Origin of the sequence: Clostridium magnum DSM 2767 (assembly GCF_001623875.1) — a bacterium.
Taxonomy (GTDB): domain Bacteria; phylum Bacillota; class Clostridia; order Clostridiales; family Clostridiaceae; genus Clostridium_AM; species Clostridium_AM magnum.
This window is the reverse complement of sequence record NZ_LWAE01000013.1, coordinates 73,671-98,012: the sequence shown is the minus strand read 5'-3', so window position 1 is coordinate 98,012 and position 24,342 is coordinate 73,671. Positions and strand designations below refer to the sequence as shown.

The window sequence follows — 24,342 nt, the reverse complement described above, 5'->3', positions numbered from 1 at the left end:
AGCAATACTAGATGTTATTAGCACAGATTTTCCTACTCCCATACCACATCCCAAAAATAGATTTTTCTTACCATTCTTGATAGCATTCACCACTCCTTGAGCTATAACCTGTTGTCTAGGGTAAAGGTAGCATTTTTTATTACCTTTGTAGAAAGCTTTTTTAAGTGAAGCAGATATTGGTTCTCCTATGTTATAATCACAAACCTCATCTTGAAGGTTAGGAATAACATACTGCTCTACTAAATCAACAAATGTTGCATCAGGTGATAACGTAACATTCTCTGTAACAGGTAACTCTATTTCTTCAGTTTTAATTCCTTCCATTTTATATTTCATAATTACTTCATTAGTAACTTGATTTGAGATTATCAAAATTTTAGTTGGAGCGTTTTTATCCTCACTGTACGAGAAGCCTTCACACTCTACTAATAGTCCATCATCAGATAGTCTGTTGAATAAGTAGCTTGCCCACTCAGGTATTAACCCGGTCTTATCAATATTGTTCTCAACATATTGATAAATAACATCTACAGGATTATCTTGACCGAATACCATTACTACCTTATCAGTAGTGTTATCAGTTTGATAAATTACTCCATGGTATCCATCTCCTAAGTTTTCATCAGATATTTTTGTAAACTGACAAGCATATCCCGCTTTTAAAGATACAACGGTTTGTCCTTTGATGTTAAAGCGGATACCTCTCTGGATGCTTGCTACCAAAGCATTTAATTCCTCTTTAGTGTGACAAGAAACTGTTGCTAATCTTAGGATAGTACTTCTTTGGTCATTCTCACTGTAGTATGCTGATTTCACTTTGTAGTAAGACCCATTTATCAAAATTCGCTCATATTGGTAAGGGGTTAAAAGAGCTATATCCCTTTCAACTGCCTCTACAACTAATTTTGATATCTCACTGAAGGAATCATAATTTTCAGCATTAGCCATCTTTTTCATTAAATCAGTATCATCATAGCCTTCATTTTCTAATCTTCTGATAGTATCCTCAACTCTGCAATATCTTCTAAAGTAGTTTTCAAAGTCATGCTTTGAAGAATAATACTCTGCATCAGACTTTACTGATTTTAAATAATTAAATACATCCTCTATATTTTGTAATTTTATAATATTCATTTATCAATGAACTCCTTTCATTTGCAAAAATCCTTTTTTAATTTGCTAAAAACCTCGGCATTACCGATTATTAATATTCTTAAATCCTAAAGAGGAACTATTAAATAATTCCTCTTATATTTGCTTAAAGCTGTCCTTTAACAAGAATGTCTCCTACTTTATTTGTTACTGCAATAGTAGGCTTAATAACCTCAGTACGGGTAGTTACCTTAGTAGTGCCCTCCATTTCCTCGGTGACCACTATCTCTTTTTCGTAACCTCCCTTAATCAAAACTGAGTTACCTTGAATGCCATTGAAGGCTCCAGCATTTAACTCCATTGCTTGGTTTCCTATTAATTTTTCAATTATAGGCTTTCCCCTCTCTTTGATAGTCATTAAATGCTTATTCGTAGATTTACTTACCTTATCCCACACAGAGCTAATTACTTGGTTATATCCATTACTTAAAGTAACATCATTAACTCTGCCATCCCTATATACATTGATAGGTTTACAACTGTTTACTGCCCTTGACGATAACTTAACTACAGGTTTATCATCATCATCTAGGTATGGGATTTGGTCATTTATAAGCCTATTTCTAAGTATCTCTGCTTTTTCTAGATCAGCGGAATTGGTCTTTTTTCTAACCCCAATTACTACCACTTGCTTATATCGTAAAAAATCTTTTTTAGGAAACTTAAATATGTGCACAGCCTCGTATCTATAAAGAATTTTTTTAAGCAAGTTCTCTATACCTGTAAGCTGATGTATTGGAAGTTCAAATATGTGTACTCCTTCACTTGCATTAAGTAAAGAATTTTCCAAGAAGAAAGCTTCCTCTGCTCTTACTGTCTGTCCCATGTTGCTCAATAAAGGTATAGGGTGGATTGTTTCTTATGATTGCTATGTTTCTTTCTTATAAGCATTACCATTTTTATGTCTACACTTTAGAAAGAAGAAATCAGTATTAACCATATTGAAGTTATCTAAATGGCTATATCTCTCCATAGCAGTATTAAAGCGTGTTGTATGCATTTCATTGTAATAAGCAGCTGGATTTAACCCTTTTGCTTTTACATACTCATACATGCGATGAATTTGTAGGCCATCTCCTCCCGAAAAATCCGCCATAGTAATTAGGTTTTCATTTCCTTCTAATTCAGAGAAGTCTATTTTACTCATCTCTAAATTTACAATTTTTAATTCTGTTGGGCAGTAGCATAGATCTGCTATGGCCCCTTTGCCAACTTGCCAATCTCCACTCATTCTCATGTTTTCAATCATTTGCATAAATCCTCCTAAATTTTAATTTGCTTAAATCCTTTTTTCTTTTAACACTCTTTTTGAAGTTCATTGGTATTGTTGATATGGTCATTTGCAACTATCTCAACAATTCTTCTAACAGGCATATCTTTGAATTTACTTTCCCAAAGCCAATTACTTTTCTTTGTAATTGCCCATCTGATATCATCTAATAAGAAAACCTCATCATTATCGCTGTATTCAGCTAGTTCAGATAATAATCTTCTTGATTGGATGAATAGATCACCTTTAAATTCTGATATACCCCTTTCCAATAATTCTGCTGGTGTTAAACTTAATAAACTTTCCATTTGCTCAAATCCTAACAATATCTAGTGTATATCTCTATACACTGATTAATTTTACTCACTTTACACATAGACTACATATAATTAATGTAGTCTATGATTTGTTATCATTGTGGATAAATTAATTATAATTTCTCATATAATTTACCCCTTAAAATTTCTAATTGCTCTTTTAGTTTCTTATTTTCTTCTTCTAATTCTTTAATCTTTTTATCTTTAGCCATTATGATAATATCTTTAGATTTAGCTGTCTTATCATATTTGGCTCTTTGATTCATTTCCATACTTACTTGTTGCTGTCTTAATTCTTCAATTCTATTTTTAACTTCTTCATTATTATAAAGAAAAGTTTTAGATACTCCACTGGCTATCGCCACGCTATTGAAATTAATCTTTTCTTCACTAAGAGAAAGTTCTCTAATAGCTTTATCAACCTTTTCTAAAGTAATCTTTGTTTTTTCCTCTGCATATTTCTTTAATCCCTTTGTACTTCCAGCCATTATTGAATATCCTCCCTTGAAGCTCCATTTTTATGTAGTATCTTTTGTTCCCTAACTCTTTCGAGCGTATCTTCCAGCAATTTTAAGTATGTTTTATTCTTCTCTGCCCACAATTCTCTTCCACATCTTTCAGCAATATCAATTTGTTTTTTAGTATGTTCAATTTCATCTTCATATTCAGGAATATTTTCAACTGTAGTACAGAAACTTGCACAAGTTAAACAATGGTTCATTTGTTGCTTACATGGTAGTTTTGAAGGTTTAAAACATACACCGAAAGGTACTCTTACAGCATCTAAATTCTTTTTAACATATTCGTATCGTATAAGATTTTCACCATCATCAGAATTTAGATCTATTTGTTCAAGTTTATTGGTTTCAGTATTAACTCTAAATAAGTCTAAATCCTCAGTATTCTTCCATTTCTCGTAGAGAGTGTTTTCTGTTACTGTTGCATAATGGACTGTCATTTGAAGGCTCTGATGACCTAATATCTGTTGTATAATGCTAATACCCATACCTTGTTCTACATATTCTTTAGCTCTTGTATGCCTTAGTGAATGAAGCCTAAAATGATATAACTCACTATTAACATCTCTAATATCTTTTGTTCAATAAGTCTTTGAATTGTATATAATAAAGATGCTTTATTCAATGGTCTTCCTTTTAATTTACCTTCATAAGTATTAAATAAATACTTTTTAGGGTTGTTTTCCTCTGTACTTAACTCTTTAGCTTTATCAATAGCTTTCTGAACCATTTCAGCAGCCTTATCCCTAATCGGGATTTTAAGTTCTGCAATGCCAGTCTTAGTTATTTCACCACAAAGGTAATAATTATATCTTTCCTCTTTACTATTCCATATCTGATCTAGGCAATTATCATATCTAAGATTTAATATATCAGTACCACGCCATCCTGTTTCTCTTAGGAGAATATAGATAGGTATATACTGTGGTCTATCTAAATCCATAATATTGTTATCTAATTGTTTCAATATAGGCTCTGGAACAAATTTAACCCTTCTCATTTCGTCTTGCACAAATTCTCTTCTCGGAATATCATCTTGGAAAATTAAAAATGACACTTCCTTTTTAGGAGCTTTATCATATTGAGCTATTTGAATATACTCTAAGAATGTTCTTACATAAGATATATATTTACTTGTTTCTGTAAGGTTTTTATCTTTTCTTTCATTACCTATAAAAAACAAATAATTTTCAATATCTTCTCTGTTTAAATTTTCAATAAAACCGTCTTTATATCCGTTATTATAAAAATAGTTAAAAAACACTTTTAAATGTTTTAGTATATTAAAACAATGCCCCCAACTTTTTTTAGTTATAATAGTTTTAAAATATCTTTTAACCATATCTTTATAATAAATAGGGATATCTGAAAAATTTATAGATGTAGCTAATCTATCTGATGTAGCACTCTTTTTAGCACCTTTAATATTCTTTGAATACCATATATCTTTTTCAGTTTCTTCTCTATCATCATATAAATCTTTAATAAAATCTAACAAGTAATTTGAAAACCAAAAATAACTTTTTTCATTTATATCAAATTTAATACCTCTATCTATTAAAAATATTTTCCATTTTATAAATGTCTTTTCTCTATCTAATTCTAATAAAGACTTTCCAGTATAAAATTCAGAGAAATGTTTTAGCGACACATTTAATCTAAGAATACCTTTGTTAGTCAGTAATTTTTCTTTATGTTTGTAAAGAAAAAAATATTTAATTTCATTTTTTAAATTATCATTTTTAATATTTGAAAAATCTATATATCGCATATTAGATATTTTTTCTCCTATAAAGAATGTTTCTATAGCATCCCATATATCATTCTCTAACCAATATCCATTATCCTGACTAAGATACTCAATTATTTCTTCATACTTGCTTTGTTGATTACTTTTTATCAGTTGTAAATTATCCACTTTATTCTTCCCCCTCGTTATAAATATCCAAGTCCAAATTAGGTTGAGTTTTCTCAAACTCCCTTGTTATATCTTCATCTGAGGGGTGAATATAAGTGTTCATAGTGGTATAAATATTTTTATGACCTGCTCTCACTCTAAGAAGTTCTGGTTGCCATCCTGCCATTCTAAGTACTGTTAATGAGCTATGTCTGAACATATGTGGTGTAACATATATTCCTGTTTTCTTTTTAAGACTTCTAAATAAATTATCTACATCAACATAGTGCATAGCTTTGTTTTTGTTATTACCACTTATCTTTATGAAAATATGATTAGTTTCAACTTCTTCATTATGGTATTCAGCTATATATTCCATAAACATGTCAGCCAAATTTTGTGATATATCTATTCTTCTAGGACTTGATACCGTTTTAATCTCAGCATTATTTTCAAGTTGTCCTCTGTCTTTTAAATCAATAACCATATCGCTTATATCAATATCTTCGATCCACAATGACAAGGTTTCGCCTATTCTCATTCCAGTTTCATAAAGCAACGATAACAAAAACTTATCTCTTAGATTGCTACAAGCTCTAACGAGCATTTCTATTTCATCTTTAGAAAGAGTTTTTGGCTTGCTCTTAGGCACTTTTAATTTAAGGATATTACTTGTTACTTTTTTCTTATCATAAGCTATCTCATACAAAAATCCTTTAAAGTTTCTGCTTGAACTTGTAACAAATTTTTTAAGTCTTTCTGAAACATCATTGCTGTATTCTTCATGTCTTAAAATGTAGTCATAGAACAGCAATACAGTATCAACTATAATGTTTACTGTTCTTGGACTTCTTGCAGTATCTACAGGTGTTGCAGGTATTACTTTTAAACTCTTATATGGATTCTGTAACCAATTCACAAACAATGATAAGTCATCAATAGTTACCTTTTGAAAATCTAATCCTCTTTGCTCTAAATACTCAAAGTACAACTTTAAGTGCTGACAATACATTCTAAGTGTATTTCTTGCATAATTGGTATTATCCTTAAACCTAATAAACTTCAATATAGGTTCTATTGGTAATCCATCATTATCTGCTACATAATATCTCTCTTTTTCTTCTGTTTTAACCTTTACAACTTCCATTCAATTTACACCCCTATATTTCTCTCTTATAATTATTATTTCTAATATAGGGTTTGCTATAAGTACTATAATTATTCAAACTATATATTTGTTACTTATAGTTATTTTTATATACAGGAATATAAGTTAAGCTACTATAAATACCATATTATTAACTACACTATATTACTTTCATTTTTTAATTTTGAAAATAAAAAAACTCTAGAATATCGATACTGAAATTTGTATCAATCCTAAAGTATTTGCCTAAAAAAATATTCAATTTGCTTAAAATCCGCTCCTAGACACAAATCTGAGAGCTTAATAATATAATATTTTGTTTCTTTAATTATATCATTTAAAGCATTCATTTACAATATATATAATTATATATTCCTCACTATTGTTTTATTTTAAACAATAATTTTGTTGTTTATTGATAACTATATGATTTTATAGTATAGTTGTAGTAGGTAATTTAATAGAAAGTTTGCTAATAAAGGAGGTGTCTTATGGTTGGTAGAATCGTTGAAAGCATATGTACATTATTAAGCAGAAACAAAAAAGTTCAGTTAAAGATTAAATATGATAGCAGAGAAACCTTAAAAATCACAGATTCAATTATAATGAAGTTTTTAAGCAGAGGTCTTGTAAATATAGGTGACTTTAAAGAAGTGCAGCACGAGGAATATCATATTCATGGATATATCCTTAATGTTAACAAGGCTAACCTAGAGGAATGTTTGAAGCTTTGCAGAAAGTTTAATTTGCAAATTGAAGCATAAAAAAAGCCCACATTGTGAGCTTCTATAAGGGTTTTGGCATTATTTTAAGGAGTTTTAAATAATTATTTCAAAGTACATTTATATTATGGACAAGTCTTCATTTTCTATACACCGAGTAGAAACTTTATTTATATTTACGCTCTATTAAAGAAAGGAGAATTTTCATGGTTTTTAAATTAGCTTTTTTAATGCACCAAATAGTCCCTATATTTTTTGTGTGTATCGCAATTTTCGTTATTTTTAAACATATTAAATGGAGTAAAGTAAAAGCCTGTATATCAAAATTCAGCGAATCACCATCAGATAAGGTTGCAAGGGAACTTATTGGTACAGTTAAAGACTTTGGTTATATTCCTAACCATCCTACTTATTGGGAAACAATGAGAGCAGCATATAAGTTGGTATGTGAAAGCACTCAAGTATCACCAGAAACCAATCAAGCGTTAAGAACATTACTTCTATCAAAGGGAGTAAATATAAGATAATATATTTTCCACACTCATGTCTATATGTTGTAACTTTCAATATATAGACTTTTTTGTGTATCAGCAAATTTAAAAAAATAATTCTTTTTTAAGTTTAATAAAAAATATTTTTTTATTTAATATGTGATATATAAAGATAAATAATTCAAAGGAGATAAGAAGTATGGAAAAATGTAAAAGTTGTTGCAACACTGTGATTAATACTGTTATGGGGAAACTCTGCTACTGCATAAGGGATAGGGTGAGTATGGATATTGATGTACATATCTACGGCTCTTGTTCTAAAGTTAAAGATGATTCAAAATATTATTCTGAGGTACTAACGAAACTAATATCAGACAAGTTCATTAATAATTAAGAGAAGGTTGACGATATGAGTATTCAAGCAATAAACCCATATCTTCAACCTTAAATGTTTTATTCAATACTAACGCTTGTAAGCTCATCTACTTCTTTTATATTAAGGACATTCATAAGTCGTAATAAATAAATGCAATCTGGTGTAGTTTCTCCACTTTCCCACTTCTGATAAGTACGCTCTGCTGATCCAATAGCAGCTGCTACCTGTTTTTGAGTAAGATTTTCTCTATTACGACATTCCTTTAATTTTTTATAATCAAACTCTATTAATAGAGGACCAACATATAGTCTATGCCAACAGTCTTCTCCATTATCATTTGATCCCCAACAGTTTAATCCGTAAATTGCAGTTTTAGAATTAACTTCTATACATATATAACCTTTTGACCTGTCATCTACTTTTCCCCAAATTCTTGTAGGCTCAATTACATCAAGTCCTATCCATTTCATTATAGGATTGCCATTATCATCAAAAGGGAAAGTCCCTTCAACCCTAATAACATTACCTGTCCTAGACATATATTCTCCAGAATACTGCTCCTTTATTTCATAGATGATTGGCTTTAAACCAGCCCTCTCTAGTATATAATTATATTCAACAATAAAATACTTAGGTGTCTTATTGCTCACTCCATACTTCCCTGCTAAATCAAGATAATTAGCCCACTGCATGAATAAATCTGTTCTTGAACAATATCCTGTTTGTTCTATTGGATAGTTAAAGATCGTTTTTAAGTCTAGCATATGTTGATAATGCATTCTTTCTACAGCCATATATAACTTTTCAAGATTTTCAGTGTATTCAGTATCATCAGCATAGTATTCATAGATTCCCATGGCATATTGCGAAAAATTACCTACACTTCCTTTTTGGCCATCACTATGATAAAAGTATATTGGAATACGTTTTATAAAAACATCATAGCTTACTGGCTCATATATAACATCCCATATTTCTGCTCTTGTTATATTTAGATATGCAAATATTTCTTTTCCAACTACATCATGCCTACCAAGATACTCTATCAATTTTTCTCTTTCAGATACATCTTTTATAGCATCCTCGATAATTTGTAACTGCTCATCACTCAATGCCCTATTCTCCATTTTCATTACCTCCACATAACTCCTACTTCATGTAAATATATTAACACGTATTTTATGGGTAGTCTACCTGACAATATATACGTGTGACTTTGATTAATTTCACTAAATTTTAATAATAAATTGCCAATATATATCCCTTAATAGAAAATTAACGTAACTTTATTCGTGCATACATAAAAAAGGGGTTGAAGATTTGATATTCCCTCTGGAATAACCTTATAGTAGAAGTACAATTATCATATGTACTGAAAATTATTATAAACGTTGAAACTTGGTAACCTAATAAATGTTAAAAATACAATTACACCTGTACTGAGAGTATGGATGGGTTTTTCTTAAAAACAATTAAAAGGTGTACTAGAATTGCATATTATGCATATTTATTCATAAATCCTGAGAAGTTTATAACTAATAATAGAAAAACTGTCTTAAAATAAATTCTGAACAAATTTTAATGCAATAACACTAATGATTTTACTAGTGCTATTGTTGTCGATTACTAGATATAAGTATTAATTGCGTTGCCTACCAATAAAACTATTTTATCAATAATAGTAGAGAGTTTTTAGATATATTAAAATCCTAATTAATACCATATGTTGGATCGTGATAAAAGCCGCATTCATCCATAGCACCTTTAAATTCTCCATTAGTTATTGGAAAATCATCCAATAAGCATTTTGTTCAATGCTTGTCTTATCTTTATATATAGTTTTTAGTTCAATAAAATCTTTATTAATCCATTTGCCTAAACCATCTTGTTTTTCTACAGTCATTTATAAAACATCATTGGTTCATTAATTAAATCAATTTTATTTTCTTGTTTAACTTCTTCATTACTACATATTTTCAAATCATATTGGTTGAGTATATTATATACCTCAGTCATGTCACTTTCTGTTATTTTTACCTCTTAAGTATTAGTATAATTAAGAAGTTTAATGAAACAGAAAAAACAGGACGTAGGAAGCAATAGTTTTACAAGACACATTGGTACGACGGTCTATCAGGTCAAGGTTTTCTTTGATGAAAGCGCTGAGACAAGTGCGGAAGATAAACTGATGCACTTAATATCCAATGATTTGTCTATTGGAAAAAGTAACAACAGTAATTGTGAATAAGCAAATCGCTGATGCGGTAGAAAGTGAGGAAAAATGGCAAAGTCAACAAAAACTTTAGAAGAACGTATTCAGGAGAAAAATCTCCGAGCACAGAAACTGATTGAAGAAGCAAAGAAAGTGGAAGCACAGAGGAAGCAGTTGGAGAAACGACAGCAGGCAGAGGAACGCAAGAAACGAACCCACAGACTGATCCAGATTGGTGCTGCTCAAGACTCTATCAGATTGATTTTTTACTAGATATATGTTAAAATCAAAGCATTCAATTTAGTACAAGTTGGAAATCAAAAGAGGAGGTATTGAAGTATGAAATACAGTAAACCGGTTGTATTGAATTCTGCTTCAGTAAATTCTGCAGTATGTGGTGGCGGAACACCATGTGGTAGACCTTGCCAAAAGAAGGCTTAATTCAGAAATTAGTTATTTGGAGGGGACACGGTGGTAAAGCCTGTGTCCTTTTCTTTTGAACAATTAATAATTACAAATTATGAAAGATATTGAAGACAATTGCTTATTGTTTTATAGTTAGTGTGAATCTAGGGGATATGTTTTGAACCCCCGGTTTTTATAAATAGAGGAAGGGATAAGTGCAAAAAGATTAATAAAGTGCACTTGTTAAGGGTAGAATAATGTATTTCAAGATAAAAGATAATATTTTGTTTAGAAAATATAAGGAATATGGATATTTGACAGATAACTCTATGTTCGGATATAAAATGCTGAATAAATTAGTTATAATGCCAGGGGAAAAATATGTTTCTGAGAGTGGGGCGGTTATGCTTGGAGCATTAACTAAAGAGCCACGAGACATAGAGACAATCATTAAAGAATTATTAACAATTTTTATTGATGTAGATTATGAAGAGTTGAAACAAGATACAATTGATTTCTTTATGCAATTTGTGAATGACGGGTTTCTTTCTGTAGGTGAGACTTTTGAAAAATGTGTAGATGAAAAGGTTAATTCTGAACATGCTTATGGGAATGCATTAGAAACAAAAAATGAAGTGTTTGTGGATGACTGCTCTAAACAAATTTTTCAGCAAAATGATTTTTTGAGAAGTTTACATATAGAAATTGCAAATGAGTGCAATGAAAGATGTTTACATTGTTATATACCGCATGAATTAAAAACAAAAGTTATTGATTCTTCTTTATTTTATAGAATTGTTGAAGAAGGAAGAAATTTGGATATTATCAATGTAACTTTATCAGGCGGCGAGCCACTACTTCACAAAGATTTTATTTTGTTCTTGAGAAGATGTAGAGAATTGGATTTGTCTGTAAATGTGTTATCTAATCTAACGCTTCTGACTGATGAAATATTGAGCGAAATAGTGAAAAATCCACTTCTTTGTGTTCAAACATCGATTTATTCGATGAATCCAGAGGTGCATGATTCTATAACTAAAATGAAGGGGAGTTTGGAGAAGACAAAAGCTGGTGTACTGAAATTGTTAGAATTAGGAATACCAGTGCAAATTTCATGCCCTATTATGAAACAAAACAAAGAGTCATTTGTAGACGTTATAAATTGGGGGAATGATTATAATATTACTGTGGCTACGGATTTTGTGATTTTTGCATCTTATGATCATACAAATTGCAATTTGGTGAACAGATTGTCGTTAGAAGAAGTGCGAGAAGCTTTCAGTTCTCAGTTAACAAAAGATTATGCTGATTATTTGTATGATTCTTCTAAAGAAAAATATGCATTGAATGGAGATGATTCTATCTGTTCTATTTGTCGATACTATTTATGTGTTTCTGCAGAGGGAAATGTATTTCCTTGTGTGGGATGGCAGACTAAAAAGTTAGGTAATCTTTTCGAAAATAGTATAAAGGAAATATGGGGAAATTCAAATGAGATTAAGTGTTTAAGAGAAATTAAAAGAAATAGTTTTCCTCAGTGTGTGTCTTGTGAAGATAGGGGGTATTGTACAGTTTGTATGATGAGTAATTCAAATGAAAGTAAAGATGAAGATGCATTTAAGATTGATGAATTTCATTGCGAAGTGGCTGCAATGATGCATTCAAGAGTAGAGTCAGTTGTAGAAAAGAAGGAATAGATTGTAACGATATTATCAGATGAGAATGGAGGCAGATTATATGGAAACGATCATTATAAAGGACGCATATGAGCATAATCTTAAACATATAGATTTGGAAATTCCATTGAATGCATTTACGTGTGTGACGGGGTGCTCAGGATGTGGAAAATCTTCATTAGTTTTTGATACATTATATGCTGAAAGTCAAAGAGGTTTCCTTGAAGGAATGACGGGAAATATTTATGGGCAGAAATTGATGAATAAACCTAAAGTAAGATCTATTGAGAATTTGCGTCCGGCATTAAATATTTCGCAGAATTATTATAATGTAAATCCACGTTCAACAATTGGAACAACAACAGATATTTCGTACTACTTAAGGTCTTTATTTGCAATCCTAAATAGCGATAGGGGTAACGATATATCTGAAAGTATTTTTTCATCGAATAACCCTAAATCATTTTGTCCACATTGTTCGGGATTAGGAATTGAAACGGTAATTTCAGAAGACTTATTGATTCCTGACAAAAATAAAACTTTGAAAGAGGGTGCTATTCTTTATTTCAAGGGTACGGAAGAGAGTAAGGAACAGAAATATCTGGAAGCCCTGTGCGAACAATATGGAATAGATATTAACAAAAGTGTATCAGCGCTTTCTAAAAAAGACCTTCATCAGTTGTTATATGCTGATGAAAAAATAAAATATAAATTATTATATAAAGAAGGAAAGCGAAGGAAACAGCATTATGTATTCTTACAAGGTGCTATTTCTGCTATTATGGAGAGAGTTACTCAAGTTGACAATACAATGTCTACTTCACTGTATACCCAATATATGGAAGACGTACCATGTCATGTATGTGGCGGCTCGAAGTTAAGAAGTGACGTTTTGGAATATAAGGTGAATGGACTTAACTATTATGAAGTAGAAGATATGGAATTAATGAATCTTCAAACTTGGTTGAAGGATTTCGATTACGATAAAGTGGTTAAGGCAAAAAGAGAACTTGTTTCACAGTTGATTGATGGTATCCTAAATAAGTTGAGTTCATTGATTCAATTAAATGTTGGATATTTATGCTTGAATCGTCCGATACCGTCTCTGTCAGGTGGAGAGAGACAGAGAATTAGAATAGCTACACAGTTGACTTGTTCACTGAAGGGGATTATGTATATTTTAGACGAGCCTTGTAAAGGGTTACATCATAGGGATATTACCAGTATCATTAAGTCAACAAAAGAATTGATTGATAAAGGAAATACTGTTATTGCAATAGAACATAATAAAAGATATATTTCTTCTGCAGACAACATTATTGAATTGGGACCTGTTGGAGGACCTAAGGGTGGATACATTATTGATGTAAATACTAAACCTTCTGATTATGTTTTAAATTTAGAATTTAAAGATACTAAGGAGTTTGATCAATATTGTGAAATAAAGAAGATAGATTTTAGAAATATACATAATCAAGATGCACGTTTCCCAATTGGTGGAATAACATGTATCACTGGTGTATCAGGATCGGGAAAATCTACGTTGACTTCGGTTATTTTGAAATGTTTTAGTCGAAAGTCAAGTGTGAATTGTGAATCTTTTATCGGTGATAATGTCTTTAAAAGAGTAGTCGAGGTGAATCAAGCTCCAATAGGTAGAACACCAAGATCGACCATAGTGTCATACTTGGAAATTTTTGATGAAATTAGAAGGTTGTTAGCCAAAACAGATGAAGCAAAGAAAATGAAGATTAGTGCATCGCTGTTTAGCATGAATGTAAAGGGCGGCAGATGCGAATGTTGCCAAGGCACTGGACTTCAGAAAATAGATTTGAATTATTTGTCAAGTTCATATATCACATGTCCCGAATGTGAAGGTAGACGTTTTAACGATAAAATTTTGTCTGTAATATATAAAGGGAAAAATATACAAGAGATTTTGGAGACACCTATTTCTGAAATTATAGATATTTTTAAAGATACCCAAAAGGTTTATTCTGTTTTGTCCAGCATGATTGAACTTGGATTAGGATATTTGAAGTTAGGGCAGATGTCTATGAATTTGTCAGGTGGAGAAGCACAAAGAATTAAATTGGCAAAAGCTTTAGGTATTGTATCACGTGGTCAGAATTTATATATCCTCGATGAACCAACTTCAGGACTTAATAGTGTGGATATTGAGAAATTTGAGAAAATACTGCTTTCATTACAGGCTAATCAGGAAACAATACTTATCATTGAACACAACATTGAGTTTGTTGCGAGATTATCAGATTATATAATTGATTTTGGCTTGTTTGGTGGAAGCGAAGGAGGAAAAATTGTCTCTCAAGGAAATTCAAAAACAGTATTTAGTTGTAAAGAATCATCGTTATATAAGCTTGATACATAGTATACGTTTGGAATTTTATGAGTTGAAATTGTACGAAGATCTTTAAACTGCGAATAAATAGAATAGGAAGGAGCTTTCAGCGATGTTGAATATAGATCAGTGCATCATTACGCTTACAAGAAACTGCAATTTGAGATGTAGTTTTTGTTATGCTAGAAGAACAGGATATACAGCTAATGAGACTATTGAGAGTGATGACGTAAAGAAAATAATAGACTTTTGCAATGATGCTAAAGTAAAATTTGTTGTTTTTTCAGGCGGCGAGCCGACAATGTACCCAGAATTAAAAGAAATAATAAAATATGTCAAAAGTCGAGAACATAAGATGCTAGCAACGATTGCCACAAATGGTATTTTGCTATCTGATTATGATTATTGTAAAGAGCTGATAGAAAATGGTTTGGATTACATTGATGTTTCATTAAAGGGCAAGAATGAAGATGAATGTCTTGAAGTAGTAGGGCAAGAATGCTTTGCAAAGCAGCTTGAGGCAATACATAATATATCAAGATTTTCAACTGAGTTTACGTGTTCGATGGTTTTGACTTGTTCAAATATAGACGGATTTTGTGAAGCTATTGAGGCTGCTCATAAAAATGGTGCAAGGCAGTTTTCGTTCACATTTCCATTAGATAATGAAGAATCAGAATTTAAGAATGTAGAATATTTGAAACATAATAATCCGTATATTTTGATTGAAAAATTCATATCGCAAATAGACGAATTAAATAGAATAACAAAAGGTGAATGGTGGGTTGAATATACATTTCCTATATGTGTATATACGGAGAAACATTTAGAAGCATTCAAGGGTAAATTAGCGGCACCTTGTCAGATTTATAAGGGTAATGGTGCAACGTTTGATACAGGAATGAATTTGCTTCCTTGCAGTATGTTTATCGATAATAAAATTGGTAAGTTTGGTGTAGATTTCTCGACATATGAGGAGCTTGAAAAATATGTAAAATATGATCCGTATAAAAGTACAATTGCTAGGTTGAGTAGAATGCCGTCATCCGATTGTAATGATTGTGAGCATTTGGAAGCGTGCCATGGAGGGTGTCCTGTTTTTTGGAAAAATTGTTCTTATGATTCATTACAGGAATTCAAAAAAAATTATAGTGCGTTTTAATCTGCTTCCGTATATATTGAAAATACAATGGTAGAGACGGCGAAATCTCATTGGCTTCATCCATACAACTATTTGCAATACTTGCTCGATAGCCGTTCTGGCAAAAAAACTATCGATGCAGAGTTTGAAAGCCTCGCATCAAGGGAGCGAAAAAGCCAGGATAGAATGTAACAAGAAATCAGAGTAAAATGCTTGTAACCCTGACATCACATGTTGGTGCCAGGGGAAGCGCGTTGAGATATCCCAACACATAGTGCTTACTTTGAAATACTGATTATATGTAGCGTAAATCAATATCATTTTATCTGTCTGTCCTTTCCAAATCGCAGTTTAAAGTTAATAAGTATTAATACAGATGATCCAGGAGTAAGTATGAAATATTTTAAAAAGAAACTATGGTTAGGTTTTAATTCAGGTGGAGAGTATCAAAATGCGATGATGAATGGACGAAAAATCTTAACGAATATACAATACAACTTAAGAATCTCGAAAATAAGTTAAGTAAGAGAAACTTTAATTTCTTTACTAAAGAAAGCTTGCATGATGGTAAAATAATTTCAATTAATATTAAAGATATTATGGCTGAAAGAATTAAACAAAGAAAGCAACATAAAAACATACATAACCCGTTAACAATAGAAATTGAAGTAATTAATTATGAAGAGGATAAAATATATTCTTTAAAATATGCTTCTATTAGAAAAACGAAAATTGATTCTCCAAGTGAAACTCCTTTGTTTTGGAGAGATGGTTCAGGGCTAGAGGATTGGGGATATGATGAATTAACAATGCCTGATGAAGAGTATTTTAGGCATGAGATATTACTTAGTTCAGGTAGTGAACTGCTAATAGAATTTAAGAGATTTTCATATAAAGTTGAAAAATTTAAATTAGAAAAACCTCTAGATATATAAAAATCTAGAGGTTTTTCTACATTTTGATTAATTGAATATTTTATAATATTGCTGAATAAATATTCATTTTGTAGAACACAACTTATTTGTATTAAAACACAAGTTAATTGTCTTAGAACATAACTTAATTGTACCAGAACACAACTTAATTGTATTTCTACTCTTATCTTCAACCTACTTTTTTAACTATTTAGCTCCACCATCCGAGCCTTTGAATGCACCTGCGGGTAGCTTCCATTCTTCACCTTCCTTTAACAGAACGTAATCGTCTGGAACATTACCGCTTCGTATTATTTCAACTATTTTTTCATCAATATCATCAGGTACACAAGGTTTAGCATTTCCAACATAGGTAACAGCCTGCTTCTTCCCAAGTTCATAAGGTGGTTAGTCTATCCTAAACTAGCAAGACTACACCTATCTTCTAAAGTGGGTGCGAATTGCGTTAAAGCCTGTATTTCTAATACTTACAACTGTTTTTCGAACTGAAATAATGGTATAATTATCATAGGTGGTGATACTATGGAAAAAGGCTTTAAGTTTAGCTTAAAACCCAATAAAGAACAGGAAATATTCTTAAATAAAATGTTTGGATGTACTAGATTTATTTATAATTATTTCTTAGCCTTAAAAAAAGAACATTATAATACATACAAACTACAGCTAAGCTATAAAGAATGTTCAGCTATGCTTCCTAACCTTAAAGTGCAGTATCCTTGGCTTAAAGAAGCTGACGCTGTGGCAGTACAACAAACCCTTAAAAAACTTGAGATTAGTTATAAAAACTTTTTTAAAGGTAGTGGTTTCCCAAAGTTTAAAAGTAAACATAACTATTTTCAAAGTTATAAAACCACCTACAGTCATAATAATATTGAAATAAAAGGTAATCACATAAAACTTCCTAAGGTTGGTTTAGTGAAGTTTATTAATCATAGAGAAATTCAAGGTAAAATAGTTAATGCCACTATAAGCAGAACTAATACAGGTAAATACTATGTTAGTATTTGTTGTAATGTAAATGTTGAACCCATGCCAAAGCTTACTCAATCAGTGGGTATAGATGTAGGCGTAAAGTGCTTCGCAACCCTTTTAAATGGTGAAGAAGTTCCTAATCCTAAATTTCTAACTAAATACCTTAATAGAATTAAGGAACTGCAAAGACAGTTATCCAATAAGACTAAGGGTAGTATTAACTATCATAAAGTAAGAGTAAAACTGGCAAAACTGCATGAAAAGGTTGCTAACTGTAGATTTGACTTTTTGCAAAAGCTTTCAACTAGACTTATACGTGAAAACCAAACTATAAGTGTAGAAGGCCTTAACATAAAATCAATTATACAAGGTAATGATTTATCTCAAAGTATAAGTGACGTTTCTTGGAGTAAGTTTTTTACCATGATTAAGTATAAAGCTAACTGGTATGGGCGTACCTTTAATAAGGTAGATACTTATTTCCCAAGTAGTCAGCTATGCTCTGTTTGTGGTGCAATAAACAAAGAGGTTAAATCCCTTTCTGTTAGAGATTGGACTTGCAGTAAGTGCAACACTACTCATCAAAGGGACTTTAACGCTAGTGTAAATATAAATAATGAAGGATTAAGATTATCCTTAACATAAAAGGCGGTTGGGACAACCGTTACCCTTGTGGCTTTTAAGCCTATAGGAAGCTCCCGCTTCTACAAGCGGAGTAGTTCACGAACGCTATGACCAAGGCCATTTTATGATTATCATCACAAGTAACGAGAGTATTACGGTGGTAACCCCCCCCAAGATATAGCTAATATCTCACTCTCTCCTCAACCCTTCCTATAGGAAAGGAAATATAAATGAAGGATACTTTATTAAATTTTTCATTGTTTACACATCCTTTTATTTGCTTAAATCCTTTTCCGTATACTACATTTGTTCTACGGTTTTATTTGTAAAACTCCAATAATCAATAAACTTGCCTATACGGTCTACTGTAATTTTAATTTTGAAGTCAAATTCCTTTTTAAGTAGAAGTATAAGCTCATCTCTTTCCTTATCATTTTTGTAAGGTACTGCTCCTTGAATTATCATAGTTATCATCCTTTCTAATTTGCATAAATCCTTTTAACATTACTTAACTAGCATATCTATTACCTTTTGTACTTCCTTTTCGTCATAAAGTGTAGTGAAAGGCGGTTCCTTTAGACATCCAATATCATTAATCACAATGGTCTTTTTTCCATTGGTTAAGGATATATAAATGTCCTCAATAACCTCCAAATTCATAGATTCTGCCATAAATAAAATCTGATCAATAGTAATGTGTTTCATTTGCTAAAATCCTCCCTTTCTAATTTTTTGCAATAAAAAAACTCTAGCAATTAACACAAATAAAATTTGTGAAAATCCTAAAGCATTTGCGAAAAAAAGTATTAAATTTGATAAAATCCTCTCCCACAAATAAATGCAAGAGTTTAAGGTTTTATAATTGTATTGTTGTTATAATTGTAACATTTTTGTTTATTATATTCAATAAGAATAATTTACCCACCAATAGTAAATATTGAACTCAAAACTGCTAGAATATTGATTGAAGCTACAAAAACATGATATAATTATAAAAAAGTTACGGTAATGGGTATACCGTAACTCCATATACTTTTTTGTATATGGGTGTAAAGTTAATTCCTAGAGGATTTACGTCTTACTGGCTTTTCCAGGCCATTAAGGCGTTTTTCCTTGTACCGCATTTTGAAGTGGAAAACCTTGAAAATTCTAATTTCCAATTCGTCCACATATACGCTTTGTCTATCAGATCTTAAGCATATCAATGCTATTACACTGAAATTTGTATAACAATCAATCATATCTAAATCAAATAGTCATTTCAACTAGTCCTTGTATTTTTTTAAGTATTAGAGCTTATATCCGTTAAACTAAATAGTTGAACTACCGCCACCTATAGATGTTGCGGATTCTTTTTTTATAAGAAGTTTGATTTTACTAGTTTCCCACTTAATACTTTCAAGTATTAAGCAATCCTTATTCTTAAAGGCATGTCCAAAACGCCACTAGCTTGTAAGATTGTTACATCCACCAAGTTACTTTTACGCATTATATTTAAAGCACCATTTATATCAGCATTGTAAATTTTACCATTAGATGATAGGTACTGTCCCCTTGTTATTCTTATTCCACTAAAAGTATAACTACCTTGTGCTTTTACGTCAAAACCAGGTAATATATCATTGGCAAAAAAGTCAGATTTGCTTGTATAACTTTCTTCCTGCTCCTTAAAATTTATACCATACATTTGTGATAGGTACTCTAATTTTGAGCGTAGTTCACCTATAGGTATATTGACTAAATTTTGATTATTTGCTTTACCTATATTAGTTTCTCTTTGTAATGTTGGATTGTAACCAACTATAAGTGTTCCAATATTATTATTTAAACAATAATCAATAATACATCTTGCAGTTTTATTAAGGTAATCTTTAACTTGGTTGTTTCTTTTTCTAGTTAATAAAAACTGCTTTTTAGTTATACCTTTGATTTTTTGCTTGTCTTTAATAGGTTGAAGTCTACTGTTTTCTTTATTGTACCATTGGTTAATTGATTTAAGCCTTCTGCCGTCAACAATAAAGCTCTTACCTTTATTAGTAACACAAGTAGCTAGATTTTCAACACCTAAATCTACCGCAAGTGAATGAGTTTGGTCTAAATCCCTTTGAGTTTCAGTGCATTCATAAATGTATTGTATCTCAAAGAACCTTGCATTATTTGATTTAGGGATAATCCTAACTTCTTTAATTTTTTTACCTTCAAGGTTAGAAGGAACTTTAATCATAATTTTACCATGTTTCTTTTTATATGCAGGAGACATAGGTACTGTAAAGTATCCATTTTTAATATTAAACTCACTAAAAATTAAAGAAAAGTAACTATCTTTCTTTAGGTAATGAGGTAGTTTTATTTGATTGAATTGGTACCCACCTTTTTTGGCTAAATCAATTAAAGCAAAAAAAGACTTAAAGCTACGGTCAACAACTTTTATTATCTGTTGAGCCATATTAGCATTAAGTTTCTTATAGTTTTCATTATCTTTGCAAAGGTGATAGTTGCTCTCATAGTTAAGGTATTTCTTCTCATTAAGATAATATTGCCTAGCATTATAAAGAGCAACATTAAAAATGTTTTTGCTCATAAAACACATATCTTTAAGAATGGTATATTCATTTTTAGTTAAGTGTTTAAGTTGCTGTCTTTGTGATAAAAACAATTTATCTTTTAGCTTACCTTTAGCCATCAGTTCCACCACCTTTTTAATAATAATGCATATTATCTTATGTTTATATTGTACCACTTTTGTGAAATAATTTCAATCCATATGATTAGTCTACTAATTACATAGTTTGCAATATTTATTTTTTTATTTTCTTTTGTAATTATGAAGAATAAAAAAAACTATCTTCAGTACAGTACATAATTGTTTCAGAACATAACTTAATTGTATTTCTACTCTATGTAAATCTTGTATTAAAAATAAAAGGTTAGAGAGAGAAAAACTCTTACTCTAACCTAAAATTTATATTAGCTTCTAATTCTAACAGGTAGTGCTAGGTATTCAAATGCTTCATCTGAATCATCAGAAGGTACTATAAGACATGGTGAAGTGCTACTGTTAAACTGTAATTTAACCTTTTCGCTACTAGCAGCCTTTAGCCCCTCTAATAAAATCTTATTATTGAAAGCTATTTCTAGTGAATCAGCACCAGATTCCTCTACAGTTATATCTTCAGAAGTGCAACCTAATTGGCTTTTTGCAGTTATATTTAACTTGCCATTTTCAATTAATAGTATTATTGGGTTGCTACCTTCTTTGGCAACTATAGCGGCTCTTTCAATTGCATCAACAATCTCTTTTTTACCTGTAGTAATGGTTTTGCTAAATTCAGTAGGCATTATGCTGGAATACTTAATATACTCTCCATCCAGCAATCTTACCACTATTTCTTTACTATCTGTTTTAAATAAGCAGTGATTACTACTGAATGCAAGTGTTATTTCTTCATCTTCTTCAATAGCTTTGCTTATTTCTATAGCTCCTTTACCTGGTACTATAGCAGATAGTCCCTCTGCTTCATCACTTACTGTTGTATAAGTATGGCTTAATCTTATTCCATCAAGAGCTATCAGATTAAGTAATCCAGACTTTACTTCAAAGTATACACCAGTAAGAACAGGTCTTACTTCATCCGTTGCTATTGCAAATACTGATTTAGATATTAGTTCCTTTAATGTGCTTCCTTTTATTTTGAATGACTTGTCCTCCTTGAATGTTGGGGCCTTTGGAAAATCTTCTGTTCCTATGATTTGAAGTTTAGATTTACTTCTTCCGCTTTTAATTTCAATATTGCCTTCTTTAACTTCAAGCTTAACTTCATCTTTAGGAAGTTTCCTTATAATATCGTTGAACAGCTTACCATCAGCTATTACGATTTCCCCTTCTTCAAATATCTCTGCTTTTATGATTGCTTTAGTTGATATATCAGTGTTAGTGGCAAACATTGTGATTTGATCACCTTTAGCAGATATAACAAATCCTTTTAATAAAGGTATTGCAACATTACTTCCCATTACTCTACCTATAGCATTTAAAGCCTCTACTAATTCTTGTTTTAATATGTTAATTTTCATTTTTAAATCCATCCTTTCAATTTGCTTAAATCCTTAATATTAAAAAGTTAGAACGCTAAACCGTTTTGAATTGTGTCTAATAAATATAACTTTATTTCATCTCTTGAAAGTTTTTTTCTTTCTATGATTTTTAGATCTTCTCCCATCATAGCTATCTTAGTGTCTATCTCAGCACCTAAGAATTTTCTAGTAAAAACTTTCTCATATATTTCAGAGCCAACCTGCACCTTAACAGTTTCAGCTTCCTCAATAAAGTTTGTCTCAATTTCAACTAACTGCTCTAAAGGTTTAGCTTTTAGATTCATTTTGTTTTTACTTTTAAATCCCATTTTCGTTCTCCCTTTCTTTTTTTATTTGCTCAAATCCTTTTTATAATTAGCCTTTGTACGGTGTCTTGCATTTTGGACATTCTTTAATCTCATTGTGATCATAAATGTAGCAACACTTATCACATTGAGTAAAGTAGCCCTCTTGAACTCCATCTTCAAAGTAAGAATCGGGGAAATTCCAGGTGCAAATCATCATTTCAAAACACCACCTAGCAATTTCTTCATTTCCGCAATCTTCTTCCAAGAAATCTTTATAGGTAAACTCAACATCAAAAACGTTGATATAGCATATACCTTCCTTTTTCTCAAAAGCTTCTACGCTTCTATATACCTCTCCTTCTGCTTCAGCTGAGTATTCTCTTACAATCTCACCTTTTTCATCAATATAACCCATGTTTAAATCCAATGCTAATTCGTACATATTTGCTCAAATCCCTTCTTGTTATTATTTTAATTTGCATAAATCCTTTTATTGAGGGGATAAGTTTAATTCATATCCCCTCTTATTAATTTGCTTAAATCCTACATTGCTTCAGCCTGTAGTTCTGTATCAATTCCAAGTATCTCATTCTTAGCTGCTTCCATCTTTTCTATAATTTTTGAGAAGTATTTCTGGATTAAACCGCCTACTTCCTTAACTTTAGAAACATTTCCGCTCCAAGAAGCTACATATTCAAAAGAGTATTTTGAAGTATCAATGTTATAGTACTTACATACCATGAAGGCGATAGATTCAACGATTACCTCTTCAACAGCGTATAAGCCTTTTTTAGTCTTAGTATCTTTAGTGTACTTAGATAAATCGAGGCCACCAGCTTTTAACTTGTCCATAACATAATGTGAATACTCATGGATGCCTGTCTTAGCTTTATGGTTTAGACTTAAGGACTTTTTTATTCCTATCTTCTGTTCAGAAGGACTAAAGTAACCATTATGCTCTATATCCTCCTCAACAATAGGAATATCAACTATCTTAGATAATATCTCTAAAATAAGTTGTGCCTGCTCACTATCCCCTGTAATGTCCTCACATATCTCTGGAAGATCTTCTCCCTCAGTTTGTGATAGGTCGTATAAATCTACAAGTTGGAATCCAGTTAATATTTGCCCTTTGGCTTTTTTACTAGCCTTACCTAGACACTCTATATCAGTCACTTTTAATTGCTTTAAGTTTTTATAGGTATCTATTACTCCATCAAGCCTATATATGCCCCCAATCTCTAATTCTTCAGTAGCTGATACAACTCTTAAATATCCGGTCATATCATCATAGTTCATTTGGTCTATCTCCATAAGGTAAATGCCATATCCATTCTTTCCTTTGAAGTCCTGCTTAATTATTTCACCTTTAACATTAAGCACATCACCTTTACTGAATTTAGAGATTTCTACCTTGGGTTTGCCTTTATTATCTTTGTTATAGGTCTTGAACTTAGGTGCAAATACTTTGATTGGCTCCTCCCCTATGATTACTTCCCTGTTAAGTTCATTCCACTTTTTCTTTCCCATAACCATTGTTGCACTTGGGTTTTGTAACAGTATCATTATGGTATTGTTGAAAGAAAACTTGTGAAATTTACTTTGTACAGTTAAGTATTCCTTCCATTTATCAGAAGATAGAACTCCTTGTACACCTTCAATTAGTTGTTTTTGATACTCTTGCATTTCCTCTTTATTTACTACATTTTCATTTGTCATTTGCAAAAATCCCCTTTCAAATTT

Annotated in this window: 25 protein-coding genes and 1 pseudogene; 10 read left to right on the top strand and 16 right to left on the bottom strand. The window is 31.1% G+C overall.

Annotated elements, in window-relative coordinates:
- From CLMAG_RS27875 to CLMAG_RS27845, 7 genes and pseudogenes are all read right to left on the bottom strand, one after another.
- Positions 1 to 1,134: hypothetical protein (locus tag CLMAG_RS27875; RefSeq protein ID WP_153041012.1), on the bottom strand; the 1,134-nt coding region annotated here is incomplete at its 3' end.
- 124 nt (positions 1,135 to 1,258) lie between these two features.
- Positions 1,259 to 1,978, bottom strand: a complete 720-nt coding sequence (locus CLMAG_RS27870) for a DUF6094 domain-containing protein (protein ID WP_153041011.1) — start codon at positions 1,976 to 1,978, stop codon at positions 1,259 to 1,261.
- A 42-nt stretch (positions 1,979 to 2,020) separates the two neighbouring features.
- Positions 2,021 to 2,401, bottom strand: coding sequence for a hypothetical protein (locus tag CLMAG_RS27865; protein ID WP_066630494.1), 381 nt, complete (start codon positions 2,399 to 2,401; stop codon positions 2,021 to 2,023).
- Between the two features lie 47 nt (positions 2,402 to 2,448).
- Entirely contained in the window at positions 2,449 to 2,730 is a 282-nt protein-coding gene (locus CLMAG_RS27860) for a hypothetical protein (RefSeq protein ID WP_066630493.1), read from the bottom strand.
- A gap of 122 nt (positions 2,731 to 2,852) precedes the next feature.
- Positions 2,853 to 3,227, bottom strand: coding sequence for a DUF6262 family protein (locus tag CLMAG_RS27855; protein ID WP_066622928.1), 375 nt, complete (start codon positions 3,225 to 3,227; stop codon positions 2,853 to 2,855).
- Positions 3,227 to 5,175: pseudogene (locus CLMAG_RS27850) on the bottom strand (tyrosine-type recombinase/integrase). Before CLMAG_RS27850 ends, CLMAG_RS27855 begins: the two are co-directional and overlap by 1 nt.
- Before the next feature lies 1 nt (position 5,176).
- Positions 5,177 to 6,301, bottom strand: a complete 1,125-nt coding sequence (locus CLMAG_RS27845; RefSeq protein WP_066622934.1) for a tyrosine-type recombinase/integrase — start codon at positions 6,299 to 6,301, stop codon at positions 5,177 to 5,179.
- Positions 6,302 to 6,792: 491 nt separating this feature from the next.
- Between CLMAG_RS27845 and CLMAG_RS27840 the strand changes: the two genes are divergently transcribed.
- The 3 genes from CLMAG_RS27840 (at position 6,793) to CLMAG_RS32065 (ending at position 7,908) form a co-directional block, all read left to right on the top strand.
- Complete coding sequence (locus tag CLMAG_RS27840) at positions 6,793 to 7,065, top strand: hypothetical protein (protein ID WP_066630492.1); 273 nt, start codon at positions 6,793 to 6,795, stop codon at positions 7,063 to 7,065.
- A 164-nt stretch (positions 7,066 to 7,229) separates the two neighbouring features.
- Complete coding sequence (locus tag CLMAG_RS27835; RefSeq protein WP_066630491.1) at positions 7,230 to 7,550, top strand: hypothetical protein; 321 nt, start codon at positions 7,230 to 7,232, stop codon at positions 7,548 to 7,550.
- 163 nt (positions 7,551 to 7,713) lie between these two features.
- On the top strand, positions 7,714 to 7,908 hold the full coding sequence (locus tag CLMAG_RS32065) for a hypothetical protein (protein ID WP_139264262.1): 195 nt from the start codon (positions 7,714 to 7,716) through the stop codon (positions 7,906 to 7,908).
- Positions 7,909 to 7,967: 59 nt separating this feature from the next.
- On the opposite strand, the gene CLMAG_RS27830 is transcribed toward CLMAG_RS32065, so the two are convergent.
- Complete coding sequence (locus CLMAG_RS27830; protein WP_066630489.1) at positions 7,968 to 9,017, bottom strand: helix-turn-helix domain-containing protein; 1,050 nt, start codon at positions 9,015 to 9,017, stop codon at positions 7,968 to 7,970.
- 653 nt (positions 9,018 to 9,670) lie between these two features.
- Entirely contained in the window at positions 9,671 to 9,793 is a 123-nt protein-coding gene (locus tag CLMAG_RS34530) for a hypothetical protein (protein ID WP_278331842.1), read from the bottom strand.
- Positions 9,794 to 9,958: 165 nt separating this feature from the next.
- Between CLMAG_RS34530 and CLMAG_RS35130 the strand changes: the two genes are divergently transcribed.
- The 7 genes from CLMAG_RS35130 (at position 9,959) to tnpB (ending at position 18,238) form a co-directional block, all read left to right on the top strand.
- Positions 9,959 to 10,138 carry a transposon-encoded TnpW family protein gene (locus tag CLMAG_RS35130; protein WP_066630487.1) on the top strand — a complete coding sequence of 60 codons (180 nt, stop codon included), beginning with the start codon at positions 9,959 to 9,961 and terminating at the stop codon, positions 10,136 to 10,138.
- Positions 10,139 to 10,171: 33 nt separating this feature from the next.
- Complete coding sequence (locus CLMAG_RS27820) at positions 10,172 to 10,375, top strand: hypothetical protein (RefSeq protein WP_066630483.1); 204 nt, start codon at positions 10,172 to 10,174, stop codon at positions 10,373 to 10,375.
- A 389-nt stretch (positions 10,376 to 10,764) separates the two neighbouring features.
- Positions 10,765 to 12,204 (top strand): radical SAM protein, encoded by a 1,440-nt coding sequence (locus CLMAG_RS27815; RefSeq protein ID WP_066630481.1) that lies wholly within the window; start codon positions 10,765 to 10,767, stop codon positions 12,202 to 12,204.
- A gap of 40 nt (positions 12,205 to 12,244) precedes the next feature.
- Positions 12,245 to 14,575: an ATP-binding cassette domain-containing protein gene (locus CLMAG_RS27810; protein ID WP_066630477.1), complete on the top strand. Its 2,331-nt coding sequence runs from the start codon at positions 12,245 to 12,247 to the stop codon at positions 14,573 to 14,575.
- 82 nt (positions 14,576 to 14,657) lie between these two features.
- A complete protein-coding gene (locus tag CLMAG_RS27805; protein WP_066630476.1) occupies positions 14,658 to 15,707 on the top strand; it encodes a radical SAM/SPASM domain-containing protein in 1,050 nt (349 codons plus the stop codon).
- 578 nt (positions 15,708 to 16,285) lie between these two features.
- Entirely contained in the window at positions 16,286 to 16,621 is a 336-nt protein-coding gene (locus CLMAG_RS27800; protein ID WP_153041010.1) for a hypothetical protein, read from the top strand.
- 522 nt (positions 16,622 to 17,143) lie between these two features.
- The gene (gene tnpB, locus CLMAG_RS27795; protein ID WP_066630471.1) at positions 17,144 to 18,238 is read left to right on the top strand and encodes an IS200/IS605 family element RNA-guided endonuclease TnpB; all 1,095 of its coding nucleotides are present in this window, start codon (positions 17,144 to 17,146) and stop codon (positions 18,236 to 18,238) included.
- 279 nt (positions 18,239 to 18,517) lie between these two features.
- On the opposite strand, the gene CLMAG_RS32745 is transcribed toward tnpB, so the two are convergent.
- The 7 genes from CLMAG_RS32745 to CLMAG_RS27765 all read right to left on the bottom strand — a co-directional run bounded on the left by CLMAG_RS32745 (position 18,518) and on the right by CLMAG_RS27765 (position 24,318).
- Positions 18,518 to 18,682: a hypothetical protein gene (locus tag CLMAG_RS32745; RefSeq protein WP_161487048.1), complete on the bottom strand. Its 165-nt coding sequence runs from the start codon at positions 18,680 to 18,682 to the stop codon at positions 18,518 to 18,520.
- Between the two features lie 39 nt (positions 18,683 to 18,721).
- Positions 18,722 to 18,922: a hypothetical protein gene (locus CLMAG_RS27790; protein WP_066630470.1), complete on the bottom strand. Its 201-nt coding sequence runs from the start codon at positions 18,920 to 18,922 to the stop codon at positions 18,722 to 18,724.
- Positions 18,923 to 19,622: 700 nt separating this feature from the next.
- The gene (locus tag CLMAG_RS27785) at positions 19,623 to 20,900 is read right to left on the bottom strand and encodes an RNA-guided endonuclease InsQ/TnpB family protein (protein WP_242873155.1); all 1,278 of its coding nucleotides are present in this window, start codon (positions 20,898 to 20,900) and stop codon (positions 19,623 to 19,625) included.
- 284 nt (positions 20,901 to 21,184) lie between these two features.
- A complete protein-coding gene (dnaN, locus tag CLMAG_RS27780) occupies positions 21,185 to 22,291 on the bottom strand; it encodes a DNA polymerase III subunit beta (RefSeq protein ID WP_066630468.1) in 1,107 nt (368 codons plus the stop codon).
- A gap of 47 nt (positions 22,292 to 22,338) precedes the next feature.
- Positions 22,339 to 22,620: a hypothetical protein gene (locus CLMAG_RS27775; protein WP_066630466.1), complete on the bottom strand. Its 282-nt coding sequence runs from the start codon at positions 22,618 to 22,620 to the stop codon at positions 22,339 to 22,341.
- Between the two features lie 46 nt (positions 22,621 to 22,666).
- Positions 22,667 to 23,041 carry a hypothetical protein gene (locus CLMAG_RS27770; RefSeq protein WP_066630461.1) on the bottom strand — a complete coding sequence of 125 codons (375 nt, stop codon included), beginning with the start codon at positions 23,039 to 23,041 and terminating at the stop codon, positions 22,667 to 22,669.
- 101 nt (positions 23,042 to 23,142) lie between these two features.
- Positions 23,143 to 24,318: an ArdC-like ssDNA-binding domain-containing protein gene (locus CLMAG_RS27765; protein WP_066630459.1), complete on the bottom strand. Its 1,176-nt coding sequence runs from the start codon at positions 24,316 to 24,318 to the stop codon at positions 23,143 to 23,145.
- Positions 24,319 to 24,342 lie beyond the last annotated feature (24 nt).